Consider the following 12209-nt stretch of genomic DNA (forward strand, 5'->3'; position numbering starts at 1 on the left):
GGGTTTGTAGATGAAAAGTTATATAAAATTGGAAACAGGCGAAATATTTGAAGGCAGCTGGCAGCAAGCCTTTCCGGATACGTATGGAGAAATTGTATTTTTCACAGGAATGACCGGCTACCAGGAAGTGATGACAGACCCTTCCTTTCACGGACAGATAGTTGTTTTTACTTATCCGCTAATCGGAAATTACGGTGTGAATCCAACAGATAATGAAAGTACGCAGCCGCAGCCGGCAGGTATCATTGTCAGCGAAGCCTGCGCTACGTCGGGTCACTATGAAGGAGACCAGACGCTGGCAGAGGCAGCGCTTGCAGCCGGAATTCCCGTTATGGAAAACGTGGACACGCGGGCATTGGTCAAAAATATCCGGGAAAAAGGCGATATGGGAGCAGTAATGACCGGGGATCCAGAGTCTGTGAATGTCGGAGAATACGAGCCGCTCGGAGAGCGCGATGTGATTGATACTGTAACGGTGGATAAACAGATAACGATCGGCAGCGGAGACCGGCACGTAGTATTAATGGACTTTGGCTACAAACAGTCGATGGTGGATCAGCTGAACAAAAAAGGATGCAAGGTTACGATTGTGCCTTACGATACGACGAAGGAAGCCATTAAAGCTCTGGCGCCTGATGGCCTGCTGTTTTCCAACGGTCCCGGCAACCCGAAGCAGCTTGAACAGTACTTGAGCACTTATAAGGAGCTTGCCGAAACCTACCCGACTTTGGGCATCTGCCTGGGGCACCAGCTCCTCGCGCTTGCGTTTGGCGGAAACACAGAAAAACTTCGTTTTGGTCACCGCGGTGCCAATCAGCCGGTACAGGACCTGGAAACGAACAAAGTATTTATGAGCTCTCAAAACCACAGCTATGTTGTCACGGATGCGTCTCTTTCAAAAGAGTCGTTCCGGATAAAGTACAAAAATGTCAATGACGGTTCGGTAGAGGGCATGATGCATACGAAGTTTCCAATCATGACAGCTCAGTTTCACCCGGAAGCCCATCCGGGTCCGGCAGACAGCGAAGAAATTTTTGATGAATTTCTCGAAACGATAGAGAATAAAGGGAGAGAAGCCACCTATGCCTAGAGATAAAGAAATAAATAAAGTATTGGTGATCGGCTCCGGCCCGATCATCATTGGGCAGGCTGCGGAATTTGATTATTCAGGCACCCAGGCATGCCTGGCGCTTAGAGAAGAAAATATTGAAGTAATCCTGCTGAATAACAACCCGGCAACTGTAATGACAGATAATACCTGTGCCGATAAAGTATATTTTGAGCCGCTTACCGTAGAAACAGTGGAGCGGATCATTGAACAGGAGCATCCGGACGGAGTGCTTGCCACCCTTGGCGGACAGACTGGCTTAAACCTCGCGCTTGCATTTTCCGAACAGCAGACGCTCGAAAAGCATGGGGTGAAGCTTCTCGGTACGCCGATCGAATCCATCCGGCAGGGAGAAGACAGAGAAGCATTCCGTGCGCTCATGCACGAACTAAACGAACCGGTGCCTGAAAGCGAGGTAGTTGAAAAAAAAGAAGAAGCACTCGCGTTTGCGGAGAAAACCGGATACCCGATTATCGTTCGCCCGGCGTACACACTCGGTGGAGGCGGGGGCGGCATTGCCCAGAATGAAAAAGAGCTTCGTTATATTATCGAAGGCGGGCTGGAGGCAAGCCCGATTCATCAGTGCCTGGTAGAAAAGAGCATAGCCGGGTTTAAAGAAATTGAGTACGAAGTGATGCGGGATGCCAATGACACGTGCATCACCGTGTGCAACATGGAAAACATCGACCCTGTAGGCGTTCATACCGGAGACTCCATCGTGGTGGCCCCATCCCAGACCCTGACGGACGTAGAGTACCAGATGCTTCGGAGCTCCTCGTTAAAGGTTATCCGGGCACTTGGGATTGTGGGCGGATGCAATATCCAGTTTGCGCTCGACCCGGTCAGCAAGCAGTACTATTTGATCGAAGTAAACCCGAGAGTGAGCCGTTCTTCCGCTCTTGCTTCTAAAGCAACCGGATATCCGATTGCCCGCATGGCGGCCAAAATCAGCATCGGGTATCACCTGCATGAGCTGTTGAATCCGGTTACCGGGCATACGTATGCAAGCTTTGAACCGGCACTTGACTATGTTGTAGTGAAATTTCCGCGCTGGCCGTTTGATAAGTTTTCCTACGCAGACCGCACCCTTGGCACGCAGATGAAGGCGACAGGGGAAGTCATGGCCATTGAAAGAAATCTGGAGGCGGCTCTGCAGAAAGCGGTAAGGTCGCTTGAAATCAAACTTGACGGGCTTGCTTTACCGGAATGCAAAGAAACGGCTGATGAAGATATTTTAGACGAAATCCTGCAGCAGAACGATAAGCGATTCTTTTACATTATGGAATGGCTTCGCCGCGGCGGGGATATGGAAACAATTCATGAAAAAACCGGTATTCAGTATTTTTTCCTTCGGACCTTTTCCGCCCTTATTCAAAAAGAAAAAGATATTGCAGAGCTTTCCTGGGAAGAGTGGAGCGAAGAGCAGCTGCTGGTATGGAAAAAGGCTGGTTTTACGGATGAACAGCTGCACGCCCTGTCCGGAATAAAAATCGGAGAAATACTTGAGCTGCGGGAACAGTTAAATATGTTCCCTTCATATCATATGGTGGATACGTGCGCAGCGGAATTCACCGCAGAAACACCGTACTACTATTCCAGCTGGTACAAGGAAAGCGACCGCGAGGCCGAACCGGTCGAAAATAAAGTGCTGGTCGTCGGTTCCGGCCCGATCCGGATCGGACAGGGCATTGAATTTGATTACTGCTCGGTGCACGGGGCGCGTGCGTTGAAAGAAGCCGGCTACGAAGCGGTAATTGTAAATAACAATCCTGAAACGGTGAGCACTGACTTTGAAATGGCGGATCATTTGTACTTTGAGCCGCTCACACCTGAGGATGTGCTTCACGTAGCCAGAGAAGAGCACGTAACGAAAGTAATCGTACAGCTTGGCGGCCAGACGGGGATCGCGCTGACTGAATCACTTGAACAAGCAGGAATGGAAGTGCTCGGCACAACGTCCGATATTATTGATCAGCTCGAGGACCGGGACCGCTTCTACCAGTTTATGCAGCATGTGAACGTTCCTCATATTCCGGGCGTCTCCGGCCACAGCAGAGAGGAAACGCTGAAGCAGGCGGAAGAAATCGGCTATCCGGTGCTTCTCAGACCTTCCTACGTCATCGGCGGCCGCGGGATGGCGATTGCGACCAAAGAAGAAGAGCTGGTGGAATATATCGAAGATCCAGCCAATGATATTGAGTATCCAATATTAATCGACTCCTATAAGCCGGGCACAGAGCTTGAGGTGGATGTATTAACAGACGGCAAAGACATATGGATACCCGGTATATTTGAACACGTAGAGGAAGCAGGTGTTCATTCAGGCGACTCCATGGCTGTAACTCCACCATTCAGTATCAGTGCAGAGATTAAACAGCTTCTGGTGGACTATACGCAGAAAATTGCGGAGGGCATGGATTTTCACGGTATCTTTAATATCCAATTCGTCTACGACGCCGGCGAATTGTATGTGATTGAAATAAATCCAAGAGCATCGCGCACGGTACCGGTCTTTGCCAAAATCACCGGCGAAAAAGTGATTGAAGGAGCGGTGCACCTGCTGCTCGGCCATTCACTTAAAACATGGACAAATGAGAAAGGGCTCCACGAAGAGCCGGGCTATTACACAGTGAAGGCCCCGGTCTTTTCCAACGATAAATTAAGCGGACTTGACCCGGTGCTCGAAGCAGAGATGAAATCCACTGGGGAGCTGATCGGCATATCAAAAGATCTTTCCGGAGCCTTTCAGAAAGCATTTGCCTGGTCAGAAACGCAAATCCCTCTTCTATTCAAAAAAACCGGAAGTGTCTATTGCGAAATTGCTGACGGGGAATATGAAAAAGCAAAACCATCCCTGGACAAGCTTGAAGGCCTGGGTTACACATTAGTGTTTCCACAGCAGACGCCGTTTGATGAATGGATTTACTCAGAGGATGCTTCAGCATTAATCAGTATTCCGGAGATCGGGCATAAAACAGGAAAAGAGAGTCGTCAGAAAGCATTAATTGAACGTAAAACGATCGTAACGAATGCACGCACGCTGAGTGTGATGGTTCAGGCCATTCAAGGGGCGCCGGAGCTGCCTGCACCAATTGAGTCGTGGCTCCAAAATTACGCTTTGTCCGAAAAAGGAGTGTAGCAAATGGCAACAAATCTGAATAATTCCGCCTCAACTCTGAATCAGCAGAGCGTTTTAACGCTGCTTGATTTTTCCGCGGAGGAAATCAAACAACTGCTGGAGCTGGCAGCAGACATGAAGAAAAATCCTGCTGCGTATTATAATCATCTGGCGCATCGCTCCCTCGGGATGATTTTTGAAAATGCGTCGACGAGAACCCGAGTGTCCTTTGAGGTAGCTATGACTCAGATGGGAGGCCATTCTTTGTTTCTGAGCCCCCGCGATATGCAGATCGGCCGCGGGGAGCCGATCAAAGACACAGCCAAAGTACTTTCGAGGTACGTTGATGCGTTGATGATCCGCACAAACGATCATGGGAAAGTCGAAGCACTCGCAGAGCATGCAGATGTGCCGGTAATTAATGCCCTTACGGATCTGTATCACCCGTGCCAGGCACTTGCTGATTTGCTGACTGTGCAGGAGCGGAAAGGGAGCTTCGAGGGCCTGAAAAGTGTTTTTATCGGAGACGGAAACAATGTCGCCCATTCCTGGATCATAGCAAGCATCAAAATGGGAATGGACGCGGTGCTCGCAGCGCCGGAAGGGTACGGTCCGGAGCCGGGCGTCTGGAAACAGATTGAGCAGGCAGCGGAGGAGTCTGGAGCATCCGTTACCCGCACGACAGACCCTGAAGAAGCGGCAAAAGGGGCGGACGTTATTTATACAGACGTGTGGACGAGCATGGGCTATGAAGAGGAGCAGGCGAAACGCCTCGCGGCTTTTAAAGGCTTTATGATTTCTGAAGAGCTTACGGCGAAAGCTGCGAAAGACTACATCTTTTTGCACTGCCTCCCGGCCCACCGGGAAGAAGAGGTGGCGGCTTCAGTCATTGATGGTCCCCATTCAGCTGTTTATGATGAAGCGGAAAACAGACTGCACGTACAAAAGGCTATACTTGCTTCGGTCATCAGCTAGACTGTGAAACCGTTCCTAATAATACAGGGACGGTTTCTTTTATGTGAAGAAAGGAGGATAATCACTTGGATTAGCGTGTTTCTGCTTGTATAATTGCCGGGAAGCCGGTAAGCAGCGGGAGGGATGACATGACAGTGAAACGTGCTGCAGCAGGGGTGATTATTTTTATTTGCGTATTGATCGCTGTGTATTTAGGTATCATTTATTTTTTTCAGGGAAGCCAGACGACGGCCATTCTTACAGCTATCACGGGAGCGCTGATCGCCGAATGGACATACCACCGTTCGTTCGTAGAGGAATAAAGATTATATGAATAAAACAGCGTGCAGAAAGTAGACAACCGTGCGTGACTCGTATAAAATTATTCCCAGACTAATGAAAACGTCCAGCCTGGTTCGTACATAGGCAGGGAGTATATACATGAGAATGCGGAAGATAACAAAGGAGAGAGTAGCATGAATGAAAACAGGCGAGTGGTTGTAACAGGAATGGGGACAGTCAACCCGCTGGGCCAGACAGTGGAATCCTCGTGGAAAAATGCTGTGGACGGCGTCTCCGGCATTAGTGCTATCGAAAGGGTGGATGTCTCCGAGCTTCCGATGAAAATCGGGGGAGAAGTTACGGATTTCGATCCGTCGGCCTATTTGGAAAAAAAAGAACTGCGGAAAATGGACCGTTTCACCCAGTTTGCTATTGTAGCTTCCATGCAGGCGCTTGAGGACGCAGGGTATACAATTACAGAGGAAAATGCAGCACGGACCGGCGTTTGGATAGGCTCTGGCATTGGCGGTATGGAAACGTATGAAAACCAGTTTCAAAACTTCATGGAGCGCGGCTATAAACGTGTGAGCCCGTTCTTTGTACCGATGATGATCCCGGACATGGCTTCCGGCCAGGTGTCCATTTATACAGGGGCCAAAGGAGTGAATTCCTGTACGGTTACGGCCTGTGCCACAGGCTCTAACTCGATTGGAGACGCATATAAAGTGATTCAGCGCGGCGATGCCGATGCCATGATTACAGGAGGCACAGAAGCTCCGATTACAAAAATGGCGATTGCAGGCTTTAGCTCGGCCAAGGCAATTACGATGAATGAAGACCCAAATACGGCGTCCCGTCCGTTTGATAAAAACCGGGACGGATTTGTAATGGGCGAGGGAGCGGGCATACTGATGCTTGAAAGCCTGGAGTCCGCCGAAGCGAGGGGCGCGGAAATTTATGCTGAAATCGTCGGATACGGTTCTACCGGAGATGCGTATCATCTGACAGCTCCGGCACCGGACGGCGAAGGCGCTCAGCGCTCCATGCAGATGGCTATGGACGACGCAGGGCTTACAGCAGAAGACATTCAGTACATTAACGCCCACGGTACCAGCACGCAATACAATGATAAATTTGAAACGACAGCTGTACGAAAGGTATTTCAGGATCATGCGGACAGTGTATGGATGAGTTCAACAAAATCGATGACTGGTCACCTGCTCGGAGCAACCGGAGGTATTGAAGCTATATTCAGTATTCTTTCTTTAAAGGATAATGTAGTGCCGCCGACTATTAACCTGCACGAGCCGGATCCGGAATGTGATCTCGATTATGTTCCAAACGAAGCCCGGAAAGGTGATATTCAAGCCGTTTTAAGCAATACCTTTGGATTTGGCGGACATAACGCTACCCTGGCATTTAAAAAATGGCAGTCATAAAAAAAGTCTGGGCCAACGCGCCCAGACTTTTTTGCATTTAGGACTGATAGCTGTGAATAAGGGATTCAGCATAATCCAGTGCTTCTCGGGATGAAGTGATTTCTTCGTTAATAATGCCTTTTTCGGTTTCGCTTATAATGAATTTATAGAGCGGCCCGGGGCGGAGGCCGAGACGTTGAAGTTCAGCGCCGGAAACCCACGGTGGCAGGTCCTGCCATTTGTCCTGGTATTGTCTGAGCAAAGCCGCTTTTCCCGGCTGCCTGGCGCTGTACTCAAGGCAGTAAGCAGCAATTTCAACAGAAAGAGGAGACACATGGGCAGCAGTGCGGTGAAAATCACCGGGTCTTTCGATAGAGACGTCCCAGCTTTCATCGAGCAGGTGGTGCACGTGCCGCACGAGCTGTTTATCCTGCTTCCGCACGGCGACCCGCTCGGCAGAAAGCACCCGGCCGCTTTCCTGCAGAAATAATGGCAGCAGGGTCATAAACAAAGATGATTGTAACCCGGTAATATAAGGCAGCAGTTGCTCGGCTGTATCGTCCCATACAGCACCAGGGAGAAATGCCGATAAAACGTCAAGCTTCTGGAGACGATAAAACAACTGGGCAGGAGGCATTTCTGCAGTCAGACGCTGAAATTCAGCGAGTATTCTATCTGTAGACAGGGCATGAATCGCGTTAACCGCCTGCGCAATAAACGCTTCTGTTTCATGATCCATCGCAAATCCAAAACGGTATTCAAAGCGGACGGCACGGAGAATACGGGTCGGATCCTCCACAAAGCTCAAATTGTGCAGCACCCGGATGGCTCCCCGTTTTAAATCCTCAAGTCCTGAAAAGTGGTCGATGAGATCCCCAAACTCTTCGGGATGAAGGGCAAGGGCCATGGCATTGATCGTAAAATCCCTTCGGAACAGGTCTTCTTTCAATGTAGAGCTCTCCACGTCTGGCAGGGATCCGGGTTTTTCATAAAATTCGGTCCGGGAGCTTGCGATATCCATTTTTAATCCGTCCGGCCAGATGATCGTAGCAGTGCCAAATGCTTCGTGCTTGTGGAGTTCTCCGTTCCATTTGGAGGCAATGTCTGAAGCAAAGGCTATGCCGTCACCTTCAACGGCAATGTCGATATCCTCATTTTCCTTTTGCAAAATAATATCGCGAACGACTCCACCAATCAGATATGTGCGCAAATGCTGGCGGGCGCCTTCTTCTCCGACAGCCCGAAGCCACTGCTGGATGGAATCCGGCAAAGTCGTGCGCATGCTTTCTTCCATATTGACGGTTTCTGATGCAGTGGAATCTTCACGAAGCCGGGCAATGATATCGCTGCGCGAGACGAGACCGATTAATGCACCGCGGTGATCAATAATGGGAAGCCGGCCAACGTTATGGTGGACCATCTGCTGCTGCAGTTCTTCAAACCGGTGATAGGGGGAGGCGGTATGAAGGTTGGAGCTCATGTAGCCTTTGACAGGGGCGTGCCCGAGCTGATGGTGCATGGCTTTATCAATGTCGCGCCGGGAAATAATGCCGACTAATTCATACTGGTCGTTTACTACCGGAAAGCCGCTGTGGCCGTAACGGAGAACCATATCTTCCGCTTCCCTGATTGTCGTTTCCGGCTTCAGTGTTTTTACCGGCCGGCTCATCAGCTCTTCAGCCGTAATGGAGCGGCCGACTGCAGATTGAAGCTGTGATTTGATCTGGTCGTAAACGTCGTCGAGCAGTTGATCCTTGATAGTGGCCGACCCGGCCCGGGAATGCCCGCCTCCGCCGAACGGGGCTAAAATGTCCGGGAGGTGAATGCGGTCGGTGGCCGAGCGCCCGATAACAAATATTTTGCCCTGTGCTCTGGTTAAAGTAATGACAGCGCTCGCACCGGTCGTTTCTATTAAATTGGAGGTAACGGTGTTCAAGCCGCCGATATGCTTGTCGCCGGAATCAAATTTTGTAATCAACAGCTGAAGCCCTTCGCGCTCAATGACCTCTGCTGCCCCAAGGTAGGCTCGCAGAGCATACTGCTGATCCGGAGAAAGCGACTCCTCCATGTATTGGCCGACGGTATCTAAATTCATGCCCTGCTCCATTAAAAATACAGCAGCCTGCAGATCCCGAAGCGTTGTACTCGGATAAACGAGCGACCCGGTATCAGTGTAAAGCCCGAGAGCAAAAAGGGTAGCTTCGACCGGAGTAAGGGAAAGCTGGCGCTGCATCAATTCTTCAATGAGGATAGTGACAGCGGCGCCTGTTGGTTCAATTCGGGCATCAATGGCCGCTTCTGTGGAATCAGGCGCTACCTTATTTGTATGGTGATCATAAATGATCCAGTACGGAGCCGCGGAAAAGGTAAGGCCGTCCCTGGCCCGATCCGGCTCGGAGACGTCGGTTAAAATCACAGTATGCAAATTATCCCAATCGATATGCCGGGAAGAAACAAACGGAAATTCATCCTTGAAAAGAGCGAGGTACTCGTTGACTTCCTCGGACTGGTCGTCCTGCAAAACGAGGCGGGCCTCAGGATAAAGTCTGGAAGCAGCTACAGCAGAAGCGAGGGCGTCAAAGTCCATATGGCGGTGCGTTAAAATTACATCCATGGCAGCTGCCTCCTTAGTCATTATTTTTCACATGCATTAAATGGTTGTGGAAGTGATTGAGGGCCATAGTGAGAATGGCTTCGGGGCGCGTCTGATCGGCCTCCATGTTCACTTCATCAAAATACCGGGTGATATCTTCAAGCTGGTCTTTCTGTTCTTTGTATAAGTGCACCTGCAGAACCCGGGTTTCGTTCGCAAGCTCCCGGGTAAGCTGATTGATTGAATGCTGCAGCTGTTCAGACTCCTTCAGCAGTTCACGCAGCTGTTTTTGCTTTTCTTCTCGTACAGTCACTTGCGACCCTCCATGTGCTGGATGTGTTTTCCCTATACTAATACCCGGGAAGAAAAAAATAAAAGCTCCCGACTTGGGAGCTCCTACCGTTTTTTTCGTTCAAGCCCCATGGCACGCTCTGCTTTTGCGAGCATTTTTGAGGAAGCCTGACGGGCTGTTTCTGCGCCTTTGTCCAGGATGTCATCGAGTTCTGAAGAGTTCATCAGCTCCGAATGGCGCTCCTGAAGTGGTACGAGAATATCAGCAACGGCGGCACCGGTTTCTTCTTTAAGAGAGCCGTAGCTTTCTTGGCTGAGCTTTTGTTCTGCCTCTTCGATACTGATGTTTTTAGAAATGGCGTAAATTGTGAGGAGGTTGCTTACTCCAGGTTTGCTTTCAGGATCGTAGCGGATCTCGCGTCCGGAATCAGTCACAGCGCTCTTCATCTTCTTCATGATCGTCTTTTCATCATCAAGCATGGAAATAAAAGCCTTTTGATTGGAGTCGGATTTGCTCATTTTTTTCTCTGGATTTTGAAGAGACATAATCCGTGCTCCGCTGCCCGCTATTTTTGTTTCCGGGACGTTGAATATATCGTTGTACTGTTGATTAAACCGCTCCGCGAGCGTCCGCGTCAGTTCAAGGTGCTGCTTCTGGTCTTCTCCGACAGGAACAATATCTGTGCCATATAAAAGGATGTCCGCAGCCATCAGCGGCGGGTAAGTCAAAAGAGCACCGGGAACACCGGAGCGGCCCTCTGCCTTGTCTTTAAACTGGGTCATGCGCTCAAGCTCCCCAATATAGGCAATGCATTGCAGCATCCAGCCAAGCTGGGCGTGAGCAGGAACCTCCGATTGAACAAAAATAGTTGCTTTTTCCGGATCAAGTCCGGCAGCGATGTATAAAGCCGCGAGACTCCGGGTGTTGTGCTGAAGCTCCTGCTTATTTTGAGGCACTGTAATAGCGTGCTGGTTCACGATACAAAAAAAGCTTCGGTAGTCTTTCTGTAAATCCACAAAGTGTTTTATCGCCCCTAAATAGTTACCGATGGTGGGCGTGCCGCTCGGCTGAACACCGGAAAAAACGGTTTTCATAAGTATACATCCTTTCGTTGTCAAAAACTTATTTCTGCCGGCTTTTATACTTAAGGACTAGCACGGCGGCCCATTCAAGCACGAGTAAGATAAAAAGCAGAAGTCCCGGCCAGGAGGGGAAGTCTGACAATCTCACCTGAAGGACAAGTGCTGCTGCCCACAAGAAAGCTGTAACGGCCATCCAAAAACGTATCTGATCTGTCATAGCTTCATCACCACTCTGACCCGAGACCAATAAAAGTTAAATAGGAAGCAATAAAATAAACGACGACAAGAGTGATGGAGGGCCAAAGATAAATGGCCGGTGTTTTTCGTTTACTGCCCCGGAGAACAGCGTAAAATACTATGGCTGCGAGCAGCGTAATGCCGAGAGAAGTCACCAGATTCGTCCGGCTTGCTGCGGAAATGATCGGTTCGCCTCTATAGAAAATATCGCTCAGGGCAAGCAGAGTCAAATTGAAGAGGTTGCTGCCCAAAATGGACCCCAGGGCCAGATTATAGTTTCTCAGCTTCATTGCTACAAAAACAGAAACGGCTTCGGGGAGGGACGTCGAAGCAGCGATTAAAAAACTTCCGATAAAGCTCGAGCCGAGTCCGGTGATAACAGCGATCCTGTCACCGGTGGTAGTTAGAACAGTACCGGCAGCGAGCGTAAATAAAGCAGCGATTATAAATCCCGTACCGGCCTGGCGCAATGAGAGATCGGGCTTTGGCACGTCCTGTTCTTCTTCGTCAGGAATCACGCCTTCGTTCTGGCGGTTTGCCCAGACAATTCCTACCGCATAGAATACCAGAAGGATAAGCGCATCAACACCGACGCCAAAAACGCTCCAGGAAAGCTGGAGGAGAAAAGCCGCCCCCGTGACAAAAGCAAGCACGGCTCCCAGCCCGGCAGTATATGTATGACCAGGGGAGACGCGGTTGAACAGCTGCTTGCGTCGATAAAAAATATCGAATACAGCAATGATAAGAATGTTAAATAAATTACTCCCAAGCACGTTGCCCACTGCAATGTCCGGGTTATCCAAAAACACAGCCGTTAAGCTGGTGGTAACTTCGGGCAGGGAAGTGGCCCCGGCCAACAAAAGGGTGCCGACCATCATACCGCCAAGCGAAGATTTTTCACTAATGATGTCAGAGTATGAAGACAGCTTGGTGGCTGCGATAACTGTAACGACAGCTGCCAAAAGAAAGAATAAAAAGACCAACGATGGTGTCCCCTCTCACAAACGATAATTTCAGCATAAAACGCTTTAGAACAGGGTTAGTGTATCGTAACTTACCCCGAAGGTCAAAAGGAAGCCGTGTGAAAACCCCTTCATCTATGTAAATATTGGATAACAACGACTA

At 49.8% G+C, this 12209-nt stretch carries 9 protein-coding genes; 5 read left to right on the forward strand and 4 right to left on the reverse strand.

The window, feature by feature from the left end; translation table 11 throughout:
- Positions 1-10: 10 nt before the first annotated feature.
- The 5 genes from ACTRXG_RS03575 (at position 11) to fabF (ending at position 6901) form a co-directional block, all read left to right on the forward strand.
- Positions 11-1090, forward strand: a complete 1080-nt coding sequence (locus ACTRXG_RS03575) for a carbamoyl phosphate synthase small subunit (protein ID WP_474262028.1) — start codon at positions 11-13, stop codon at positions 1088-1090.
- On the forward strand, positions 1083-4247 hold the full coding sequence (locus ACTRXG_RS03580) for a carbamoyl phosphate synthase large subunit (RefSeq protein WP_474284054.1): 3165 nt from the start codon (positions 1083-1085) through the stop codon (positions 4245-4247). Before ACTRXG_RS03575 ends, ACTRXG_RS03580 begins: the two co-directional genes overlap by 8 nt.
- 3 nt (positions 4248-4250) lie before the next feature.
- On the forward strand, positions 4251-5201 hold the full coding sequence (gene argF, locus ACTRXG_RS03585) for an ornithine carbamoyltransferase (protein WP_474262030.1): 951 nt from the start codon (positions 4251-4253) through the stop codon (positions 5199-5201).
- Positions 5202-5329: 128 nt separating this feature from the next.
- Positions 5330-5503, forward strand: a complete 174-nt coding sequence (locus tag ACTRXG_RS03590) for a hypothetical protein (protein WP_462865434.1) — start codon at positions 5330-5332, stop codon at positions 5501-5503.
- 153 nt (positions 5504-5656) lie between these two features.
- Complete coding sequence (gene fabF, locus ACTRXG_RS03595) at positions 5657-6901, forward strand: beta-ketoacyl-ACP synthase II (protein WP_474262032.1); 1245 nt, start codon at positions 5657-5659, stop codon at positions 6899-6901.
- Positions 6902-6938: 37 nt separating this feature from the next.
- Here the strand turns inward: fabF and ACTRXG_RS03600 are convergent, their stop codons facing one another.
- The 4 genes from ACTRXG_RS03600 to ACTRXG_RS03615 form a co-directional block, all read right to left on the reverse strand.
- A complete protein-coding gene (locus tag ACTRXG_RS03600; protein WP_474284055.1) occupies positions 6939-9494 on the reverse strand; it encodes a CBS domain-containing protein in 2556 nt (851 codons plus the stop codon).
- Positions 9495-9507: 13 nt separating this feature from the next.
- Positions 9508-9786 (reverse strand): hypothetical protein, encoded by a 279-nt coding sequence (locus tag ACTRXG_RS03605; RefSeq protein WP_474284056.1) that lies wholly within the window; start codon positions 9784-9786, stop codon positions 9508-9510.
- An 83-nt stretch (positions 9787-9869) separates the two neighbouring features.
- Positions 9870-10859, reverse strand: a complete 990-nt coding sequence (gene trpS, locus ACTRXG_RS03610) for a tryptophan--tRNA ligase (RefSeq protein ID WP_474284057.1) — start codon at positions 10857-10859, stop codon at positions 9870-9872.
- A gap of 212 nt (positions 10860-11071) precedes the next feature.
- Positions 11072-12067, reverse strand: coding sequence for a sodium:calcium antiporter (locus tag ACTRXG_RS03615; protein ID WP_474280014.1), 996 nt, complete (start codon positions 12065-12067; stop codon positions 11072-11074).
- Between the last annotated feature and the right edge of the window lie 142 nt (positions 12068-12209).

Source organism: Marinococcus sp. LNSP9103-4, assembly GCF_056034345.1.